We start from the raw sequence: 19,581 nt of genomic DNA on the forward strand, positions 1-19,581 counted from the left end.
ACCGGAGGAACCGTGCCCCGCACCCTGGCCAGCGCGCCGATCATGATCCTGAACGGCCCCAACCTGAACCTGCTCGGGCAGCGCCAGCCGGAGATCTACGGCTCCGACTCGCTCGCCGACATCGAGGCGCTGTGCGCCAAGGCGGCGGCCGCGCACGGCGGCACGATCGACTTCCGGCAGTCCAACCACGAGGGCGAGCTGGTCGACTGGATCCACGAGGCGCGGCTGAACCACTGCGGGATCGTCATCAACCCCGCCGCCTACTCCCACACCTCGGTGGCGATCCTGGACGCCCTCAACACCTGCGACGGCCTGCCGGTGATCGAGGTGCACATCTCCAACATCCACCAGCGCGAGTCCTTCCGGCACCACTCCTACGTCTCGCTGCGCGCCGACGGCGTCATCGCCGGGTGCGGGGTGCAGGGGTACGTCTTCGGTGTGGAGCGCGTCGCCGCTCTCGTGGGGGCGGCACAGGCCGACGCGTAAGCCCCGCCGGCCATGGAGGGGCGCCCCTTACCGGACGCCCCGGCCGCCCATCGGCGCCGGACGCCCGGCCGCCCATCGGCGCCGGACGCCCGACCGCCCGTCGGCACCGGACACCCCCGCCGTCCATCGGCGCCGGACGCCCCGGCCGCCCATCGGCATCCGGCGGGCCCAGCCGCTTACAGCCGCCCCGCCTCCACGATCCGCCGCAGGAAGCGCCGTGTGCGCTCCTGCCGCGGGTCGCCGAAGACCTCCTCCGCGGTGCCGCGCTCCAGGACGACCCCGCCGTCCAGGAAGCACACCTGGTCGGCGACGTCGCGCGCGAACCCCATTTCGTGCGTGGCGAGGACCATGGTCATGCCGTCGTCCTTCAGCCCGCGCACCACGTCGAGCACCTCGCCGACCAGTTCCGGGTCGAGTGCGGCGGTGATCTCGTCGAACAGCAGCAGCCGGGGTCGTACGGCCAGGGCGCGCACGATCGCCACCCGCTGCTGCTGGCCGCCGCTCAGCCGGTCCGGGTAGGCGTGCGCCTTGTCGCCGAGCCCGAGCCGCTGAAGCAGCTCACGCGCGTGTGCCTCGGCATCGGCGCGGGAGACGCCGTGGACGCGGCGCGGCGCGAGGGTGATGTTGTCCAGCACGGTCATGTGCGGGAAGAGGTTGTACGCCTGGAAGACGACGCCGATCCGGCGCCGCACCGCGTCCTGGTCCACCCGTGGGTCGGTGATCTCCTCGCCGTCCAGCCAGATCGCGCCGTCGTCGATGTCCTCCAGCAGGTTGGCGCAGCGCAGCAGTGTCGACTTCCCGGAGCCGGAGGCGCCGATCAGCGCGGTCACCGTGTGCGGTGCGACCTCGAGATCGACGTCCCGCAGGACCACCGAACCGCCGAAGGTCTTGCGGACGGCCTCCATGCGCAGCACGGGCGCGTCACTCACAGGGAACCTCCTTGGGCCCGCTGCCGGTCCATGCGGGCCGTCACCCAGTCCGTGAGCCTGGTCATCGGGATGGTCAGCGCCACGAAGACCAGCCCCGCGACGATGTACGGCGTGTAGTTGAGGCTGCGGCCGACGATGATGTCCGCCGCCCGTACGGCGTCCACGGCACCGCCGATCGACACCAGACCGGTGTCCTTCTGCAGGGACACCAGGTCGTTCAGCAGCGGCGGCACCTGGCGGCGCACGGCCTGCGGCAGCACGACGTGGCGCAGGGCCTGACGGTTGGTCAGGCCGAGGGCGCGGGCGGCCGCGCGCTGCGAGGGGTGGATCGACTCGATGCCGGCCCGGAACACCTCGGCGACATACGCGGAGTACGTCAGTGTCAGCGCCGTACCGCCCAGCAGGACCGGATCGACGGTCACGCCCTGCAGGCGCAGGGCGGGCACGCCCAGGACCACGATCATCAGGTTGATGATGAGCGGCAGTCCGCGGAAGAAGTCCGTGTACGCCGCCGCGAGCGCCCGCAGCGGGAAGAACACCGGGCCGCGCAGCGTACGGGCGATGGCGATCAGCATGCCGAGGACCAGCACCGCCGCCCCGCAGACCAGCAGCAGGCGCACGTTCAGCCACAGCCCGTCGAGCACCTTGGGCAGCGCCTCACGCGCGTACCGCGCGCTGAAGAACGTCTCCTCGGTGCGCGGCCAGCCCGGCGCGTTGACGACGACCAGATAGAGCAGGACGCCCGTGACGAGCGTGGAGAGTGCCGCGACGGCCGTGGCGCGCCGGGCGCGGGCGCGCCGAAAACGCTCCCTCTCCAGCCGGCGCCGCGACGGGGTGTACCCGTCGTCGGGCATGTCGTCGTCGGAGTCCTTGCCGGAGTCCTCTCCCGACTCCTCCTTCATGACGGTCATCGCGGCTCCGTCACTTCAGCACCGGCGCGTCGACGGCGTCGGAGAGCCACTGCTGCTCCAGCTTCGCCAGCGTGCCGTCCTTGCGCAGGGCGTCCACCGCCGTGGTCACGCACGGGGTGAGGGCGCTGCCCTTGTCGAGGACGAGGCCGAACTGCTCCGGCGCGGCACCCTGGTTCTCGAACTGGCCGACGATCTTCGCGTCCGTCACCTCGGCGGAGGTGATGTAGAAGGCGGTGGGCAGGTCGACGACGATGGCGTCCACCTGACCGTTCTTCAGCGCGGACTTGGCCTGGTCGTTCTTGGCGTACGCGGCCGCGGGCCGGGAGGGCCGCACGACGTCGTCGATGTAGTCGAGGCTGGTCGTGCCGACCTGGGCGCCCAGCTTGAGGCCCTTCAGGTCGGCGATACCCTTCGCCTTCGCGGCCTTGCTGTCCTTGAGTGCGATGACCGCCTGGCGGACGTCGTAGTAGCCGGACGAGAAGTCCACGGCCTTCTCGCGCTCGTCGCTGATGGAGACCTGGTTGACGTCGAAGTCGAAGGTCTTCTCGCCGGGCGCGAACGCCTTGTTGAAGGGCACGCTCTGCCACACCACGGCGTCCGTGCCGTAGCCGAGCCGCTGGGCCACGGCGTAGGCGACGGCCGACTCGAAGCCCTTGCCGTTCGCGGGCTTGCCGTCCTTGAACCACGGCTCGTAGGCGGGCTCGTCGGTGGCGACGGTGATTTTGCCCGACGTCTTGGTGGCCAACTTCCCCGGAGCGCAGGAGGATCCGCCGGCCGAGCCCGACGGCTTGGCCGTCGCGTCCTCTTTCGGCTGCGGCGCGCAGCCGACGGCGGTGGCGAGGAGGGCTACGGAGGCGGCGGTGACGGCGCCGCGCAGGGCGCGGAGGGCAGGGTGCATGGCGGGAGAGTGGCAGCGATCACCGCGTTTGTCGAGGTCACGTCGACGTCTGTCCGCATACTGGGAACGGGTGTTTGCAGTCGCGTGAACGGCCTCACGTGCACGGCGTTCACGAGAGGGGCGCACGGACCTCCGCGCGTCCCTCGACGTCCGTCACCAGCCCCGCGCGCGCCACTCCGGCAGATGCGGCCGCTCCGCGCCCAGCGTCGTGTCGTTGCCGTGGCCCGGGTAGACCCAGGTCTCGTCGGGCAGGACGCCGAAGATCTTGGTCTCGACGTCGTGGATCAGGCTCGCGAACGCCTTCGGGTCCTTGCGGGTGTTGCCCACACCGCCGGGGAAGAGGCAGTCGCCGGTGAAGACGTGCGGGTGGCCGTGCGGGTCGTCGTAGACGAGCGCGATCGAGCCCGGCGTGTGTCCGACGAGGTGGCGGGCGGTCAGCTCGACCTGCCCGACACGGATGGTGTCGCCGTCGTCCACCAGGACGTCGGTGGGCACCGGGATGCCCTCCGCGTCGTCGCGGCCCGCGTAGGTGCGCGCGCCGGTGGCCGCCACGACCTGCGCGAGGGCCTGCCAGTGGTCGCCGTGCTGATGGGTGGTGACGACGGACGCGATGCCGTCGTCACCGATCATGCCGAGCAACGTGTGCGCGTCGGCGGCCGCGTCGATCAGGAGCTGTTCGTCCGTGGCCCGGCAGCGCAGCAGATAGGCGTTGTTGTCCATGGGGCCGACCGCGATCTTGGTGATCATCAGGTCCTTCAGCTCGTGCACGTCCGCCGGGCCGCCGACCGTCACCTGTCCGCTGTACGTCATGACCGTCAGCCTATCGCCGGGACGCCGCGGGAGAACCCGGAGCCGCTCCTACAGGGGCGGCAGGGACGGCAGGGGACCGCCGTCCACGCCGAGCGCGGCCCCGTCGCGCCGCCCGGCCAGCCACCCCAGCAGGTCCGCCGGCTTCCCGGAGACGGTGACTTCGGCGTCCGGGACCTCGGCGTCCGTGACCCCGGCGTCTGCGACCCCGGCGTCCGTGATCTTGGTGTCAGCCCCCTTGGTGTCAGTCCCCCTGGTGCCAGCCCCCTCGGTGGCCGTCCCCTTGGCGCCCGCGGCTTGCCCGCCGTCCCGTCCGGTGCGCCACACGCGCGTGCCGTCCGTGACGAGAGTCGCCGGCACCTCGGGATGTCCGCGGAACCGGGCCGCGAGGAAGTCGATCTCCCGCTCGGTGAAGTCGGCCGGCAGGTCCTCCAGCTCGTAGCCGATCCCGAGGTCCACGTGGTGCAGCTCGACCTCGCCCCAGCGCCGGAACGGCACCCGGGCCGCGGCGTCCGTCACGCCGTTGCGCAGTTCGACGGTCCGCGACCAGTCCTGGGGCGCCGCACCGGCCGCCTGGAAGCGCGCGGCGCTCTCGCGCAGATCGGCGAGCTGGGCGTCCAGCGCGCGCGGGGCGTCCCGCTCGATGTCGGCGTCCCGTGCCTCGCCGGAGACGTACATGGGCCGGCCCTCGAGGACGTTCACGAGGGCGTCGGCGTTGCGGGCGATGTGAGCGAGGACATGCCCGCGGCTCCAGCCGGGCAACCGTGACGGCTCGGCCACCGACGCGTTGTCCAGTTCGGCGACTGCGCTGAGCAGCCGATCGGTGGCGTCACGTACAGACGCCAGGTCATGCGCGTGATCAATCATGCTGCTGACATTAGTCGCGCCACACCTTCGGGTGAAGCCGGTGAAGCAGTGCCGTAAATCGAAAGCACGTGCTATATGGTCGGTCGTGGCGTCGGGCATGCTGGAGAGCCGGGGTTTGTTGGCAACTCATGAATCCGACCGGCGTTGTCAGTGGCTCCCCCTAGTCTGGGAAAGACGGGGGCCCCGCCCCTGTCACTTCTCTCAAGAAAGGTGCGGACCGGCGTGGCCGACCGTCTCATCGTCCGTGGCGCGCGCGAGCACAACCTGAAGAACGTCTCGCTCGACCTGCCCAGGGACTCGCTCATCGTCTTCACGGGCCTGTCCGGGTCGGGCAAGTCCTCCCTGGCCTTCGACACCATCTTCGCCGAGGGCCAGCGGCGCTATGTGGAGTCGCTCTCCTCGTACGCCCGCCAGTTCCTCGGACAGATGGACAAGCCGGACGTCGACTTCATCGAGGGCCTGTCCCCGGCCGTCTCCATCGACCAGAAGTCGACCTCGCGCAACCCGCGCTCCACGGTCGGCACCATCACCGAGGTCTACGACTACCTGCGTCTGCTGTTCGCGCGCATCGGCAAGCCGCACTGCCCCGAGTGCGGCCGGCCCATCACGCGCCAGTCGCCGCAGGCGATCGTCGACAGGGTCCTGGAGCTGCCGGAGGGGAGCCGCTTCCAGGTGCTCTCGCCGCTGGTGCGCGAGCGCAAGGGCGAGTTCGTCGACCTCTTCGCCGACCTCCAGGCCAAGGGCTACTCCCGTGCGCGCGTGGACGGGGAGACGGTCCAGCTCTCCAGCCCGCCCACGCTGAAGAAGCAGGAGAAGCACACCATCGAGGTGGTCGTGGACCGCCTCACGGTGAAGGACTCCGCCAAGCGCCGCCTCACCGACTCCGTGGAGACCGCCCTCGGGCTGTCCGGCGGCATGGTCGTGCTCGACTTCGTCGACCTCCCCGAGGACGACCCCGAGCGCGAGCGGATGTTCTCCGAGCACCTGTACTGCCCGTACGACGACCTGTCCTTCGAGGAGCTGGAGCCGCGTTCCTTCTCCTTCAACTCGCCCTTCGGTGCCTGTCCCGAGTGCACCGGCATCGGCACGCGCATGGAGGTCGACCCGGAGCTGATCGTCCCGGACCCCGACAAGTCCCTCGACGAGGGCGCCATCCACCCCTGGTCGCACGGTCACACCAAGGACTACTTCGACCGTCTGATCGGCGCGCTCGCCGACGCCCTCGGCTTCCGCACCGACATCCCCTTCGCGGGCCTGCCGCAGCGCGCGAAGAAGGCCCTGCTCCACGGCCACAAGACGCAGATCGAGGTCCGCTACCGCAACCGCTACGGGCGCGAGCGCGTGTACACGACGCCCTTCGAGGGTGCGGTGCCCTTCGTCAAGCGCCGGCACAGCGAGTCCGAGTCCGACGCGAGCCGTGAGCGCTTCGAGGGCTACATGCGCGAAGTGCCCTGCCCCTCCTGCGAGGGCACGCGCCTCAAGCCGGTCGTCCTCGCCGTCACGATCATGGAGAAGTCGATCGCCGAGGTCTCGGCGATGTCGATCAGCGACTGCGCGGACTTCCTCGGCCGGCTCAAGCTGACCGCCCGGGACAAGAAGATCGCCGAGCGGGTCCTGAAGGAGGTCAACGAGCGGCTGCGGTTCCTCGTCGACGTCGGCCTGGACTACCTCTCGCTGAACCGCGCGGCCGGCACCCTCTCCGGCGGCGAGGCCCAGCGCATCCGGCTGGCGACCCAGATCGGCTCCGGCCTCGTCGGCGTCCTGTACGTCCTCGACGAGCCGTCCATCGGTCTGCACCAGCGCGACAACCACCGGCTGATCGAGACCCTGGTCCGGCTGCGCGACATGGGCAACACGCTCATCGTCGTCGAGCACGACGAGGACACCATCAAGGTCGCCGACTGGATCGTCGACATCGGTCCCGGCGCCGGTGAGCACGGCGGCAAGGTCGTGCACAGCGGCTCCCTGAAGGAGCTGCTCGCCAACAAGGAGTCGCAGACCGGTCAGTACCTGTCCGGCCGCAAGGCGATCCCGCTGCCCGACGTGCGCCGCCCGCGCGACCCGTCCCGGCAGCTCACCGTGCACGGCGCCCGGGAGAACAACCTCCAGGACATCGACGTGTCCTTCCCGCTGGGCCTGTTCACTGCGGTCACCGGCGTGTCCGGCTCCGGCAAGTCGACCCTGGTCAACGACATCCTGTACACGCACCTGGCGCGCGAGCTGAACGGCGCGCGAGGCGTCCCCGGGCGGCACACGCGCGTCGACGGCGACGACCTCGTCGACAAGGTCGTGCACGTGGACCAGTCGCCGATCGGCCGCACCCCGCGTTCGAACCCGGCGACCTACACCGGCGTCTTCGACCACATCCGCAAGCTGTTCGCCGAGACCACCGAGGCGAAGGTGCGCGGCTACATGCCGGGCCGCTTCTCCTTCAACGTCAAGGGCGGCCGCTGCGAGAACTGCGCGGGCGACGGCACGATCAAGATCGAGATGAACTTCCTCCCGGACGTCTACGTCCCGTGCGAGGTCTGCCACGGCGCCCGGTACAACCGGGAGACCCTGGAGGTCCACTACAAGGGCAAGTCCATCGCCGAGGTCCTGAACATGCCCATCGAGGAAGCCATGAACTTCTTCGAGGCGGTCCCGGCGATCAACCGCCACCTGAAGACGCTGAACGACGTCGGCCTCGGCTACGTCCGCCTCGGCCAGTCCGCGACCACCCTGTCCGGTGGTGAGGCGCAGCGCGTCAAGCTCGCCAGCGAGCTGCAGAAGCGCTCCACCGGCCGCACTGTCTACGTCCTGGACGAGCCGACCACCGGTCTGCACTTCGAGGACATCAGCAAGCTGCTGAAGGTGCTCTCCGGCCTGGTCGAGAAGGGCAACACGGTCATCGTCATCGAGCACAACCTCGATGTGATCAAGACCGCCGACTGGCTCGTCGACATGGGCCCGGAGGGCGGCGCCGGCGGCGGTCTGGTGGTCGCCGAGGGCACGCCGGAGGAGGTCGCCGCGGTTCCGGCCAGCCACACCGGCAAGTTCCTGCGGGAGATCCTCGGCGCGGACCGGATCAGCGACGCCACCGTGCCCGCGGCCCGCCGGAAGGCGCCGGCCAAGACCGTCGCCGCGGCAGCGGGGACCCGTAAGACCGCCACCAAGGCGGTCGACAGCACGGCTGCCAGGAAGACGGCCACGGCCAGGAAGACGGCCGCGGCGAAGACGACGCGGGCGCGCAAGGCCTGACCCGCGCCCACCGACGGGCGGTGCCCCCGCGGAGACCTTCCGCGGGGGCACCGCCCGTCGTTGTTCCGGCCGCTCGGCCACCGACGGCGTCGGGCCGCGCGGCCACCAGCGGCATCGCGCGGCGCCTCACACCAGGCGGGGCGCCGGCCAGGCGCCGGCCCCAGGCGTGCGCCGGTCAGTCCTCCAGCTCGCGGGCGTACGGCGGCTCCGCGCCCGCGCGGGAGCAGGTGACCGCCGCCGCGCGGGCCGCGTACCGCAGCAGTTGCTGCCAGCCGTCGGGGCCCAGTGTCGCCAGGGTGGTGGGGGAGAGGGCGTCGCGGGTGGCCAGGCCGTGCAGCAGGGCCGCGTTCACCGTGTCGCCCGCGCCGATCGTGTCCACGACGTCCACCGGCTCGCCGGGCACCGTGTGCACCGCGCCGTCCGCCGTGAACGCGGTCAGGCCGTCCCCGCCCTGTGTGATCACCACGGCCGACGGACCGGCGGACAGCCACTCCCGCGGTGTGCCGCCCAGCCACAGGGCGTCCTCCTCGGAGAGCTTGAGCAGCGTCACGAAGGGCAGCCAGCTCTTGAACCGGGCCCGGTAGGCGTCCGCGTCGGGGATCAGCCCCGGCCGGATGTTCGGGTCGAGGGCGGTGAACACTCCCTGCGCGGCCGCGGTGCGCATCAGCCCCTCGTACGCGCTCGCGCCCGGCTCCAGCACCAGCGAGCACGTGCCGAAGGACACCGCCCGGGTCCCGGCCGGCAGCGCGGGCGGCGCCGAGAAGAGCCGGTCGGCCGTTCCCTCGACGTAGAAGGAGTAGGCGGCCGAGCCGCCCGGGTCGATCGTGGCGACGGCCAGAGTCGTCGGCTCGGGGCCGCGCTGCACGGCCGAGACGTCCACCCCGGCCGCGCGCAGCCCGTCGAGCAGGGCCTCGCCGAAGGCGTCCCGCGACACCCGGGAGCAGAACGCGGTGGGGGAGCCCAGCCGCCCCAGGGCGACCGCCGTGTTGTACGGCCCGCCGCCGAGGGCGGGCCTCAGGGCGGCGAGGGCACCCGTGCCCTGCGGTACCAGGTCGATCAGGGCCTCACCGGCGACGACGATCATGCGACGGTTCCTCTCTGGGGCTTGTGGTGCGAGGGCTCTTGTGTGCGGGGCTCTCCGTGTGCGGCTTTCACTCGCCCGGCGTTGAAGCCCCCGGCGTTGGCGCCGCCGGCTCTTCCGGACAGCCGCACGAGGTGCGGTGGACGAAGGAGCAGGGCAGCCGCACGGTGCGCGCGGGCCGCTCCGGCTCGGCGAGCCGCTCCAGCAGCACGCGGACGGCCGTGGTGCCCAGTTCCCTGCTGGGCTGGGCGATCGTGGTCAGCCGGGGGGAGAACACATCCGCCCAGGCGAAGTCGTCGAAGCAGCACAGCGCGATGTCCCCGGGCACGGTCAGGCCCCGGGCGCGCAGGGCCCGCAGGGCGCCGATGGTCATCGCGTTGTTGGCGCTGATCAGAGCGGTGGGCGGCGCGGCCGGCGTCAGCAGCTCGGCGGTGGCCCGCTCGGCGCCGCCCGCCTCGGAGTCTCCGTGGACGACGAGCCGCTCGTCGTAGGGCAGAGCGGCGGCCGCGAGACCGTGCCGGTAGCCGCTGATCCGCTCCCGGGTGGTGCTGAGCCCGGGCAGCCCGGCGACCAGGCCGATCCGGCAGTGCCCGAGTCCGGCGAGATGGGTGACGAGACGGGCGGTCGGCGCGGCGTTCTCGGCATGCACCTGGTCGAAGCGGAAGGCCGGGTCCGCGGGGGCGTCGACGGCGCGGTCCAGGAAGACGGTGGGCACGGCGTGGCGGGCGAGGTAGGCGACCAGGTCGTCGGGGCGGGCTGACGGCGCGACGATCACCCCGTCGACACGGCGCTCGTGCAGCAGCTGCACGACCCGGCGCTCGTGCCCGGGCTCGTCGTGCGGATCGGCGATGAGCAGGCTGTAGCCCTCCTCCAGCGCGGCCGCCTCGACGCCCTGGAGGATCTCGGTGAAGTAGGGGTTGCTGATCGCGGAGACCGCGAGGCCGATGGACCGGGTCCGGGACGTCACCAGCGAGCGGGCCAGCGTGTTCGGGGTGTATCCCAGCGCGTCGATGGCGTCCAGCACCGCCTGGCGGGTCCGCGGAAGCACCGGCCGGGTGCTGTTCAGGACGTGCGAGACGGTCGCGACGGACACACCGGCCGAGCGCGCGACGTCGGCCATGGTGGGCATGCGGGGTCTCCTTTCCGGCTCCGGTGCGGGCCTGGGACGGAAGCTATCCGATCCGCGGGCCGGACGTAAACGCTTGCGCAAGCGTTTACGTCCTCCGCTGGTGCCGCACTCCGGCGGCGCTCCAGCCAGGGAGCCGACGAACCGCGGCCCGATCAAGGGCGGTATCGTGCGCCACGCAGCACCGTCCGAACCCATGGAGAACCTCATGTCCGGCAGCCCGGTCCCCAGCCGCCGCACCCTGCTGAAGGGTGCCGCCGCCGTCCCCGCCGCCGGGCTGGGCCTCGCGGCCTGCTCCGGGCAGTCCGAGTCCGAGGGGCCCGTGGACGTCGGCCCCGAGAGCGAGGTCCCCAAGGGCGGCGCGAAGCTGGACCGCAAGCACAACGTGGTGGTCGGCCGGGACACCGCCGGCACGCTCAAGGCGTTCAGCACGATCTGCACGCACGCGCAGTGCCCCATCGCCCAGCTGGACGGCACCAGGCTGACCTGCACCTGCCACGGCAGCCAGTTCGACGCCACCACCGGCAAGGTGCTGCGCTCCCCGGCCACCGAGCCGCTCAAGGAGCTGCCGGTCCAGGTCAAGAACGGCCGGATCGTGGCGAACCCCTCGGCCTGACACCCCGGCACGGCGGCCCCGGAACGCCGCTGCGTCCGACGCCCCGGACACCGCCCGGCGTCGTCCACAGCCGCGCCGCGCTGTCGGTGCGCGCCAGTAGGGTGTGAGACATGGCCGACCCCTCCAGCTACCGCCCCAGGCCGGGTGAGATCCCGGACTCCCCGGGGGTGTACCGGTTCCGCGACGAGCACCGCCGGGTGATCTACGTCGGAAAGGCGAAAAGCCTGCGTCAGCGCCTGGCGAACTACTTCCAGGACCTGACGAACCTGCACCCCCGCACCCGCTCGATGGTGACCACGGCCGCGTCCGTGGAGTGGACGGTGGTGTCCACGGAGGTCGAGGCGCTGCAGCTGGAGTACTCCTGGATCAAGGAGTACGACCCGCGCTTCAACGTCAAGTACCGCGACGACAAGAGCTACCCCTACCTCGCGGTGACGATGAACGAGCAGTTCCCGCGGGTTCAGGTGATGCGCGGTCACAAGAAGAAGGGCGTGCGCTACTTCGGTCCGTACGCGCACGCGTGGGCCATCCGCGACACCGTCGACCTGCTGCTGCGCGTCTTCCCGGTGCGCACCTGCTCGGCCGGCGTCTTCAAGAACGCCTCCCGCACCGGCCGCCCCTGCCTGCTGGGCTACATCGGCAAGTGCTCCGCCCCCTGCGTCGGCCGCATCACCCCCGAGGACCACCAGGAGCTGGCCGAGGAGTTCTGCGACTTCATGGCCGGCCGCACGGGCACCTACCTGCGTCGTCTGGAGAAGCAGATGATGGAGGCGGCCGAGGAGATGGAGTACGAGCGTGCCGCACGTCTGCGGGACGACATAGGGGCCCTGAAGAAGGCCATGGAGAAGAACGCGGTCGTGCTCGCCGACGCGACCGACGCCGACCTCATCGCCGTCGCCGAGGACGAGCTGGAGGCGGCCGTGCAGATCTTCCACGTGCGCGGCGGACGCGTGCGCGGCCAGCGCGGCTGGGTCACCGACAAGGTGGAGGAGATCACCACCGGCGCCCTCGTCGAGCACGCCCTGCAACAGCTCTACGGCGAGGAGAGCGGAGACGCCGTACCCCGGGAGGTCCTGGTGCCGGCGCTGCCCGACCCGCTGGAGCCGGTGCAGGAGTGGCTGACCGGCCGCCGCGGGTCGAACGTGTCGCTGCGCATCCCGCAGCGCGGCGACAAGAAGGCGCTGATGGAGACCGTGCAGCGCAATGCCCAGCAGGCGCTCGTGCTGCACAAGACCAAGCGCGCCTCCGACCTCACCACGCGCTCGCGCGCCCTGGAGGAGATCGCCGACGCCCTCCAGCTGGACAGCGCCCCGCTGCGGATCGAGTGCTACGACATCTCGCACCTGCAGGGGCAGGACGTCGTGGCCTCCATGGTCGTCTTCGAGGACGGACTCGCCCGCAAGGGTGAATACCGCCGCTTCCAGATCAAGGGCTTCGAGGGCCAGGACGACGTCCGCTCCATGCACGAGGTGATCACCCGCCGCTTCCGGCGCTACCTCGCCGAGAAGGAACGCACGGGCGAGTGGGCCGACGAGGACGGTCACGGCGCCGTCGACGGGTCGGACGGCCCGGGCGGCCTGCCCGAGAGTCCCGGCGAGGCGAACGGCCTCAAGGACGAAGAAGGCCGCCCCAGGAAGTTCGCCTACCCGCCGCAGCTCGTCGTCGTCGACGGCGGGCAGCCGCAGGTCGCGGCCGCCAAGCGCGCCCTCGACGAGCTGGGCATCGACGACGTCGCCGTGTGCGGCCTCGCCAAGCGCCTGGAGGAGGTCTGGCTGCCGGACGACGACGACCCGGTGGTCCTGCCCCGCACCAGCGAGGGCCTGTACCTGCTGCAGCGCGTCCGCGACGAGGCGCACCGCTTCGCGATCACCTACCAGCGCACCAAACGGGCCAAGCGTTTCCGCGCCAGCCCCCTGGACGACGTGCCCGGCCTCGGCGAGACACGCAAGCAGGCCCTGCTGAAGCACTTCGGGTCGCTGAAGAAGCTGCGCGCGGCCACCATCGACCAGATCTGCGAGGTCCCCGGCATAGGCCGCAAGACGGCCGAGACGGTCGCCGTGGCCCTCGCCCAGGCGTCCCCGGCCGCACCCGCCGTGAACACGGCGACCGGAGAGATCATTGAAGAGGAACCCGGCACCATGGGTTCCGACGGGGAACCCGTGACGACGGGCGCCCCGGACGAACGACGGGGGCAGGAGACATGACCGTGAACAAGCACGACGGGCAACAGGGCCAAGGCGGAGACGGAGCACACGTGAGTACGGGCACGAATGGCGAGACGCCCGGGGTTCCCGACGCGGCCATCCCCGAGCTGGTGATCATCTCCGGCATGTCCGGAGCGGGCCGCTCGACCGCGGCCAAGTGTCTGGAGGACCTCGGCTGGTTCGTCGTGGACAACCTCCCGCCCGCCCTGATCCCCACGATGGTGGAGCTCGGCGCGCGCTCGCAGGGCAACGTCGCACGGATCGCCGTCGTCGTCGACGTGCGCGGCCGGCGCTTCTTCGACAATCTGCGCGAGTCCCTCGCCGACCTCGACAGCAAGGGCGTCACCCGGCGGATCGTCTTCCTGGAGTCCTCCGACGAGGCCCTGGTGCGCCGCTTCGAGTCCGTGCGCCGCCCGCACCCGCTGCAGGGCGACGGCCGGATCGTCGACGGCATCGCCGCCGAGCGCGAGCTGCTGCGGGAGCTGCGCGGCGACGCCGACCTGGTGATCGACACCTCCAGCCTCAACGTGCACGAGCTGCGCGCCAAGATGGACGCCCAGTTCGCGGGTGACGAGGAGCCCGAGCTGCGGGCCACCGTGATGTCGTTCGGCTTCAAGTACGGCCTGCCGGTGGACGCCGACCTGGTCGTGGACATGCGCTTCCTGCCCAACCCGCACTGGGTGCCCGAGCTGCGCCCCTTCACCGGGATCAACGAGGAGGTCGCCGCGTACGTCTTCAACCAGCCCGGTGCCAAGGAGTTCCTGGACCGCTACACCGAGCTGCTCCAGCTGGTCGCCGCCGGCTACCGGCGCGAGGGCAAGCGCTATGTGACCATCGCGGTCGGCTGTACCGGCGGCAAGCACCGCTCGGTCGCCATGTCGGAGAAGCTCGCCGCGCGGCTCGCCGCCGAGGGTGTGGAGACGGTGGTCGTACACCGGGACATGGGACGGGAATGACGCGACGTACTCCCCGGCTGAGCCGGCTGCGCCGGGTCGTGCCGGAAGGGCGTGCGAGCCGGCCCGTCGAGGTCCGCGGCGCACGGCCGCGCCGTCGGGGCACCCAGCCCAAGGTGGTCGCCCTCGGCGGCGGCATGGGCCTGTCCGCCTCGCTCGCCGCACTGCGCCGGATCACCGGCGACCTCACGGCCGTCGTCACCGTCGCCGACGACGGCGGCTCCAGCGGACGCCTGCGCGACGAACTGGGCGTGCTGCCGCCCGGTGATCTGCGCAAGGCGCTGGCCGCGCTGTGCGGCGACGACGAGTGGGGGCAGACCTGGGCGCGGGTCATCCAGCACCGCTTCCAGTCCCAGGGCGAGCTGCACGAGCACGCGGTCGGCAATCTGCTGATCGTCGCCCTGTGGGAACAGCTCGGCGACCACGTCAAGGCGCTCGACCTGGTCGGCAAGCTGCTCGGCGCGCACGGCCGCGTGCTGCCCATGTCGGCCGTACCGCTGGAGCTGCAGGCGCTGGTCAAGGGGCACGACCCGGAGCGCCCCGAGGACGTGGACACCGTGCGCGGGCAGGCCACCGTGGCACTGACCCCGGGCGAGGTGCAGTCGGTCCACCTGGTGCCGCACGACCCGCCGGCCGTGCCCGAGGCCGTCGAGGCGGTGCTGGACGCGGACTGGGTGGTGCTCGGCCCCGGCTCCTGGTTCTCCTCGGTGATCCCGCATCTGCTGGTGCCCGAACTACTGGACGCGCTGACCCAGACCAAGGCACGCCGTGTGCTGTCGCTGAACCTCGCGCCGCAACCCGGGGAAACCGAAGGCTTCTCCCCGCAGCGTCATTTGGAGGTTTTGGGGCGACACGCCCCTAAACTCGCCCTCGACGTGGTGCTGGCCGACGAGGCCGCCGTGCCCGACCGCGACTCGCTCACCGAGGCCGCCAAGCGGCTCGGCGCCGCGGTCGAGCTGGCGCCGGTGGCGCGGACGGACGGAACTCCCCGGCACGACCCCGAGCTGCTGGCCGCCGCGTACGACCGTATTTTTCGGATGCATGGAAGGATCGGCCCATGGCGATGACGGCAGCGGTGAAGGACGAGATCTCCCGGCTTCCCGTCACCCGGACCTGCTGCAGGAAGGCGGAGGTCTCCGCCATTCTGCGGTTCGCCGGCGGCCTCCACCTGGTGAGCGGGCGCATTGTGATCGAGGCGGAGCTGGACACCGCGATGGCGGCCCGCCGGCTCAAGCGGGACATCCTGGAGATCTTCGGCCACAGTTCGGAGCTGATCGTGATGGCCCCCGGCGGGCTGCGCCGCGGTTCGCGGTACGTGGTGCGGGTCGTCGCGGGCGGTGACCAGCTGGCCCGCCAGACGGGTCTGGTGGACGGCCGGGGCCGGCCGATCCGCGGCCTGCCCCCGCAGGTGGTCTCGGGGGCCACCTGCGACGCCGAGGCCGCCTGGCGGGGCGCCTTCCTCGCGCACGGCTCGCTCACCGAGCCCGGCCGCTCCTCCTCCCTGGAGGTGACCTGCCCCGGCCCCGAGGCCGCGCTCGCCCTGGTCGGGGCCGCGCGCCGGCTCTCGATCGCCGCGAAGGCCCGTGAGGTGCGCGGGGTGGACCGGGTCGTGGTCCGTGACGGCGACGCGATCGGCGCCCTGCTGACGCGGCTCGGCGCGCACGAGTCGGTGCTGGCGTGGGAGGAGCGCCGGATGCGCCGCGAGGTGCGCGCCACGGCGAACCGGCTGGCCAACTTCGACGACGCCAACCTGCGCCGCTCCGCCCGCGCCGCGGTCGCCGCGGGCGCCCGGGTGCAGCGCGCGCTGGAGATCCTCGGCGACGACGTGCCCGAGCACCTCGCGGCGGCCGGCCGCCTGCGCATGGACCACAAGCAGGCGTCCCTGGAGGAGCTGGGCGCGCTCGCCGACCCGCCGCTGACCAAGGACGCCGTGGCGGGCCGTATCCGCCGGCTGCTCGCCATGGCCGACAAGCGCGCCTCCGACCTCGGCATCCCGGGCACGGAGGCCAACCTGAGCGAGGAGCTGGCCGACAACCTGGTCGGCTGACGAACCCTCATCGAGGAGCCGGCCGGCAAGCTCGCCGGCTGACGAACCCTCACCGACGCCGGTGGCTTGGGCCGTTCAGGTCCAAGCCACCGGCGTTTTCCGTGTCCTTGAGGCGCTCTTGACTCGATCATGCAGTGACATGAGCCTGGCAACCATTCGCCGCCGTGGCGAACCACTGCTAGGGGGGTTCATGAGACCCAGAGCGAGATCGATCCTCGCTGTCGGCGCGCTCCTGCTCGGCGGAGCGAGCCTCGCACCCATCGCCCAGGCACAACCGTCACCCACCCACGACACGGACGAGATCAAGGTCTTCCGCGCCGACGTCACCGAGGAGCAGGTACCCCTGCTGCTGGCCGCCGGACAGGACGCCCACGAACTCGGCGCGCGCGCCCCGCGGCACGGCAGGGCCGCCGTCGAGGTCTACCTCACCGACGAGCAGGCTCACAAGCTGCGCGCGCAGGGCGTCGCACTCACCGAGCACACCCTGTCCGCCCGCTCCGACACACGCCTGAAGAGCGCCGCTCAGGGCGTCTTCCGGCCGTACAGCGGGCCCGGGGGACTCAAGGAGGAGATCGTTCGCACCGGACAGCAGCACCCCGGCCTGACCAAGGTGGTCTCCATCGGCAAGACGGTCAATGGCCAGGACATCCTCGCGGTCAAGCTCACCAAGAACGCGAAGAGGACCAGGGACGGCTCCAAGCCGGCCGTGCTCTACATGTCCAACCAGCACGCGCGCGAGTGGATCACACCGGAGATGACGCGCCGGCTGCTCCACCACTACCTGGACCACTACGCCACCGACCGGCGTATCAGGAAGATCGTCGACTCCACCGAGCTGTGGTTCGTGATCTCGGCCAATCCCGACGGCTACGACTACACCTTCAAGGACGCGAGCACGCGCCTGTGGCGCAAGAACCTGCGGGACGTCAACGGCGACGGCGTCATCTCCACCGGCGACGGCGTCGACCTCAACCGCAACTTCGCCTACAAGTGGGGCTACGACGACGAGGGTTCGTCGCCCAACCCCACCAGCGAGACCTACCGCGGCGCCGCGCCGGCCTCCGAGCCCGAGACCCGGGCGCTGGACGCCTTCGAGAAGCGCGTCGGCTTCCGGTACGCCATCAACTACCACTCCGCCGCCGAGCTGCTGCTCTACGGCGTCGGCTGGCAGGTCGCCACCCCGACCCCGGACGACGTCCTGTACAAGGCGCTCGCGGGCACCCCGGAGCACTCCGCGATCCCCGGCTACCACCCGCAGGTCTCCTCGGAGCTGTACACCACCAACGGCGAGGCGGACGGCCACGCGGGGAACGTCAACGGCACGGCGATGTTCACCCCGGAGATGTCGACCTGCCAGACCGCGTCGGACGCCGACCCGAACGACGCCTGGAACGCGGCCGACTGCCGTTCGGTCTTCACCTTCCCGGACGACGAGAAGCTGATCCAGCAGGAGTTCGCCAAGAACGTCCCCTTCGCGCTGTCCGTCGCCGAGACGGCCGCCCACCCCGACCGCCCGGCGTCCTCGGTCGGCCTGAGCGCCGCCGACTTCACCCCGGCGCCGTTCACCACGTCCTACTCCCGCCGCGGCGACCAGGAGGTCTCCGTCGTCGTACGCAAGTCGGTTCGGGACAAGGAGCTGAAGTACCGCGTCGACGGCGGCCGGGTGCACGACATGGCGCTGCGGCCGTGGAAGGGCGGTGAGCGCTACGGCGGCGCCGACAACCTGTACTTCGACGAGTACCGGGCCACGATCGAGGACGGCGATCCGGGCGAGAAGGTCGAGGTGTGGTTCACCGGCGAGACGAAGAGCGGCAGGCCCACGTCGAGCGAGCACTTCACCTACACCGTCGCCGAGCGGCCCCGCGCCGACACCCTCGTCGTCGCGGAGGAGGGCGCCAAGGCCACCCAGGCGCAGATGTACGCGGACGCGCTCAAGGCGGCCGGGCACCGGGCCGTCGTCTGGGACGTGGCCACCCAGGGCGCGCCCGACTCGCTGGGCGTGCTGAAGCACTTCCGGACCGTCGTGCACTACACGGGCGCCGCCGTCCCCGGCAACGCCACCCAGCTCCAGCTGCGTGCCTACCTCAACGAGGGCGGCAAGCTGATCGAGGCGGGGGAGCGGGCCGGCGGCAGCGTCGACCTCGGCGGAGGCACCCTGTCGGACGACTTCAGCCAGTACTACCTGGGGGCGTACTCGCGTACCTCCACCCCGGGCGCCACCGGATTCACCGGCTCCGGTGCGCTGAACGGCTTCACGGGACCGCTGGCCGGGGCGCCGGGCAACCCGCTGGACAAGGCGGGGACGTACAGCGTGACCTCCGAGGAGCTGCCCGTCGCCACCTATCCGCAGTTCGCGAGCGCGGGCGCGGGCCAGTTCGCCGGGACCGTCAACCCCTACGGGCCGTACACGGGTACGTCGATGGCGGCCGCAGTGCACACGGACGACGCCTACAAGCGGCTCACCCGCACCGTCGACCTCACCGGTGTGACCGCCGCCGACCAGCCCACGCTGCGGATGCGGCTGCTGTGGGACACCGAGCCGGGCTACGACCACGCGCTGCTCGAGGCGCACAGCGCCGGCGCCGACGACTGGACGACGCTGCCGGAGTCCGGCGGGGCCACGCGTCAGGCGGTGCCCGAGGAGTGCGGGGGCGGCTTCTACGTCGGTGAGCACCCGTGGCTGAAGCACTACCTGACCCTGACGGCGAACGGCTGCACCGCGACCGGCACCACCGGGGCCTGGAACAGCCTCACCGGCGCCTCCAGCGGCTGGCAGCAGGTGAGCTTCGACCTGGGCGCGTACGCGGGCCGCAGCGTCGAGGTCTCGCTCAGCTATGTCACCGACCCCGGCACCGGCGGGCACGGCGTGCTCGCCGACGACGTCCAGCTCGTCACCGGCGGGAGCGTGCGGGAGACCGAGGGGTTCGAGACGTCCCTGGGCGCCTGGAAGGCCGCCGGTCCGCCGGCGGGCAGCCCGGCCGTCCTGAAGGACTGGACCCGCACCGGGACGCTGTTCCGCACCTACGGCGCGGTCACCACGAAGGACACCGTGCTGCTGGGCTTCGGACTGGAGCACCTGACGTCCGCGGCCGACCGCGCGGCACTCCTCGGAAGGGCGTTCGCCGCGCTTCGCCGGTGATGTTTCGAGTGGGTGACGCAGGCAACGTTGACAGATGCGACCCCTGTTGTTCCACAGGTGAGCGCAGCCCGTCTCAGGGGTGCATGAAAAGGGGCCGTATCAGGTGAGCCGACCCGCTCACGAACGAGTGACAACGGCGTCAATAAGGGTAGGCATTTCGTAGTAAACCCGGGCGAATCCATCGCCGATCCACGTGGTCCGTACCCCTACCGGCGGGTACGGACCGCCTGCCCGCGTATGTGGCATCTCGATGTCACTCCGGGGGTCTCGGAGAGGT

General features: G+C 71.4%; 15 protein-coding genes. 8 read left to right on the forward strand and 7 right to left on the reverse strand.

Annotation, left to right across the window (positions count from 1 at the left end):
- The first annotated feature begins 12 nt into the window (after positions 1-12).
- Positions 13-486 carry a type II 3-dehydroquinate dehydratase gene (gene aroQ / locus ACZ67Q_RS11520; RefSeq protein WP_471179656.1) on the forward strand — a complete coding sequence of 158 codons (474 nt, stop codon included), beginning with the start codon at positions 13-15 and terminating at the stop codon, positions 484-486.
- Positions 487-662: 176 nt separating this feature from the next.
- Here the strand turns inward: aroQ and ACZ67Q_RS11525 are convergent, their stop codons facing one another.
- The 5 genes from ACZ67Q_RS11525 to ACZ67Q_RS11545 form a co-directional block, all read right to left on the reverse strand.
- Positions 663-1,391: an amino acid ABC transporter ATP-binding protein gene (locus tag ACZ67Q_RS11525; protein WP_471180107.1), complete on the reverse strand. Its 729-nt coding sequence runs from the start codon at positions 1,389-1,391 to the stop codon at positions 663-665.
- Positions 1,392-1,411: 20 nt separating this feature from the next.
- The gene (locus ACZ67Q_RS11530) at positions 1,412-2,326 is read right to left on the reverse strand and encodes an amino acid ABC transporter permease (protein ID WP_471179658.1); all 915 of its coding nucleotides are present in this window, start codon (positions 2,324-2,326) and stop codon (positions 1,412-1,414) included.
- 10 nt (positions 2,327-2,336) lie between these two features.
- Positions 2,337-3,224: an ABC transporter substrate-binding protein gene (locus ACZ67Q_RS11535; protein WP_471179661.1), complete on the reverse strand. Its 888-nt coding sequence runs from the start codon at positions 3,222-3,224 to the stop codon at positions 2,337-2,339.
- A gap of 153 nt (positions 3,225-3,377) precedes the next feature.
- Positions 3,378-4,034 (reverse strand): MBL fold metallo-hydrolase, encoded by a 657-nt coding sequence (locus ACZ67Q_RS11540; RefSeq protein WP_471179664.1) that lies wholly within the window; start codon positions 4,032-4,034, stop codon positions 3,378-3,380.
- 48 nt (positions 4,035-4,082) lie between these two features.
- Entirely contained in the window at positions 4,083-4,898 is an 816-nt protein-coding gene (locus tag ACZ67Q_RS11545; RefSeq protein ID WP_471179666.1) for a maleylpyruvate isomerase family mycothiol-dependent enzyme, read from the reverse strand.
- Positions 4,899-5,120: 222 nt separating this feature from the next.
- Here ACZ67Q_RS11545 and uvrA point away from each other — a divergent pair, with 222 nt between their 5' ends.
- Entirely contained in the window at positions 5,121-8,138 is a 3,018-nt protein-coding gene (uvrA, locus tag ACZ67Q_RS11550; RefSeq protein WP_471179668.1) for an excinuclease ABC subunit UvrA, read from the forward strand.
- Between the two features lie 175 nt (positions 8,139-8,313).
- Here the strand turns inward: uvrA and ACZ67Q_RS11555 are convergent, their stop codons facing one another.
- Together ACZ67Q_RS11555 and ACZ67Q_RS11560 are read right to left on the reverse strand one after the other, a co-directional pair.
- Positions 8,314-9,222 carry a carbohydrate kinase family protein gene (locus ACZ67Q_RS11555; RefSeq protein ID WP_471179671.1) on the reverse strand — a complete coding sequence of 303 codons (909 nt, stop codon included), beginning with the start codon at positions 9,220-9,222 and terminating at the stop codon, positions 8,314-8,316.
- Between the two features lie 67 nt (positions 9,223-9,289).
- Positions 9,290-10,348 (reverse strand): LacI family DNA-binding transcriptional regulator, encoded by a 1,059-nt coding sequence (locus ACZ67Q_RS11560; RefSeq protein WP_471179673.1) that lies wholly within the window; start codon positions 10,346-10,348, stop codon positions 9,290-9,292.
- A gap of 205 nt (positions 10,349-10,553) precedes the next feature.
- Here ACZ67Q_RS11560 and ACZ67Q_RS11565 point away from each other — a divergent pair, with 205 nt between their 5' ends.
- From ACZ67Q_RS11565 to ACZ67Q_RS11590, 6 genes are all read left to right on the forward strand, one after another.
- Positions 10,554-10,961, forward strand: a complete 408-nt coding sequence (locus tag ACZ67Q_RS11565; protein ID WP_471180109.1) for a Rieske 2Fe-2S domain-containing protein — start codon at positions 10,554-10,556, stop codon at positions 10,959-10,961.
- A gap of 110 nt (positions 10,962-11,071) precedes the next feature.
- Entirely contained in the window at positions 11,072-13,165 is a 2,094-nt protein-coding gene (gene uvrC / locus ACZ67Q_RS11570; protein WP_471179675.1) for an excinuclease ABC subunit UvrC, read from the forward strand.
- On the forward strand, positions 13,162-14,121 hold the full coding sequence (rapZ, locus tag ACZ67Q_RS11575; protein ID WP_471179678.1) for an RNase adapter RapZ: 960 nt from the start codon (positions 13,162-13,164) through the stop codon (positions 14,119-14,121). Before uvrC ends, rapZ begins: the two co-directional genes overlap by 4 nt.
- Positions 14,118-15,185: a gluconeogenesis factor YvcK family protein gene (locus tag ACZ67Q_RS11580; RefSeq protein ID WP_471179680.1), complete on the forward strand. Its 1,068-nt coding sequence runs from the start codon at positions 14,118-14,120 to the stop codon at positions 15,183-15,185. Before rapZ ends, ACZ67Q_RS11580 begins: the two co-directional genes overlap by 4 nt.
- The gene (whiA, locus tag ACZ67Q_RS11585; protein ID WP_471179682.1) at positions 15,176-16,165 is read left to right on the forward strand and encodes a DNA-binding protein WhiA; all 990 of its coding nucleotides are present in this window, start codon (positions 15,176-15,178) and stop codon (positions 16,163-16,165) included. Before ACZ67Q_RS11580 ends, whiA begins: the two co-directional genes overlap by 10 nt.
- A 190-nt stretch (positions 16,166-16,355) precedes the next feature.
- Positions 16,356-19,304, forward strand: coding sequence for a M14 family metallopeptidase (locus tag ACZ67Q_RS11590; protein WP_471179685.1), 2,949 nt, complete (start codon positions 16,356-16,358; stop codon positions 19,302-19,304).
- Positions 19,305-19,581: the final 277 nt, after the last annotated feature.

This window comes from Streptomyces sp. NPDC036813, assembly GCF_055609245.1.

Bases quoted from the DNA above. Each gene is read 5' to 3' on its own strand.
- whiA (WP_471179682.1), top strand. From the start codon at position 15,176: ATGGCGATGACGGCAGCGGTGAAGGACGAGATCTCCCGGCTTCCCGTC.
- ACZ67Q_RS11555 (WP_471179671.1), bottom strand. From the start codon at position 9,222: ATGATCGTCGTCGCCGGTGAGGCCCTGATCGACCTGGTACCGCAGGGC.
- ACZ67Q_RS11530 (WP_471179658.1), bottom strand. From the start codon at position 2,326: ATGACCGTCATGAAGGAGGAGTCGGGAGAGGACTCCGGCAAGGACTCC.
- ACZ67Q_RS11545 (WP_471179666.1), bottom strand. From the start codon at position 4,898: ATGATTGATCACGCGCATGACCTGGCGTCTGTACGTGACGCCACCGAT.
- ACZ67Q_RS11525 (WP_471180107.1), bottom strand. From the start codon at position 1,391: ATGGAGGCCGTCCGCAAGACCTTCGGCGGTTCGGTGGTCCTGCGGGAC.
- ACZ67Q_RS11535 (WP_471179661.1), bottom strand. From the start codon at position 3,224: ATGCACCCTGCCCTCCGCGCCCTGCGCGGCGCCGTCACCGCCGCCTCC.
- ACZ67Q_RS11540 (WP_471179664.1), bottom strand. From the start codon at position 4,034: ATGACGTACAGCGGACAGGTGACGGTCGGCGGCCCGGCGGACGTGCAC.
- ACZ67Q_RS11560 (WP_471179673.1), bottom strand. From the start codon at position 10,348: ATGCCCACCATGGCCGACGTCGCGCGCTCGGCCGGTGTGTCCGTCGCG.
- ACZ67Q_RS11565 (WP_471180109.1), top strand. From the start codon at position 10,554: ATGTCCGGCAGCCCGGTCCCCAGCCGCCGCACCCTGCTGAAGGGTGCC.
- ACZ67Q_RS11580 (WP_471179680.1), top strand. From the start codon at position 14,118: ATGACGCGACGTACTCCCCGGCTGAGCCGGCTGCGCCGGGTCGTGCCG.
- rapZ (WP_471179678.1), top strand. From the start codon at position 13,162: ATGACCGTGAACAAGCACGACGGGCAACAGGGCCAAGGCGGAGACGGA.
- uvrC (WP_471179675.1), top strand. From the start codon at position 11,072: ATGGCCGACCCCTCCAGCTACCGCCCCAGGCCGGGTGAGATCCCGGAC.
- ACZ67Q_RS11590 (WP_471179685.1), top strand. From the start codon at position 16,356: ATGAGACCCAGAGCGAGATCGATCCTCGCTGTCGGCGCGCTCCTGCTC.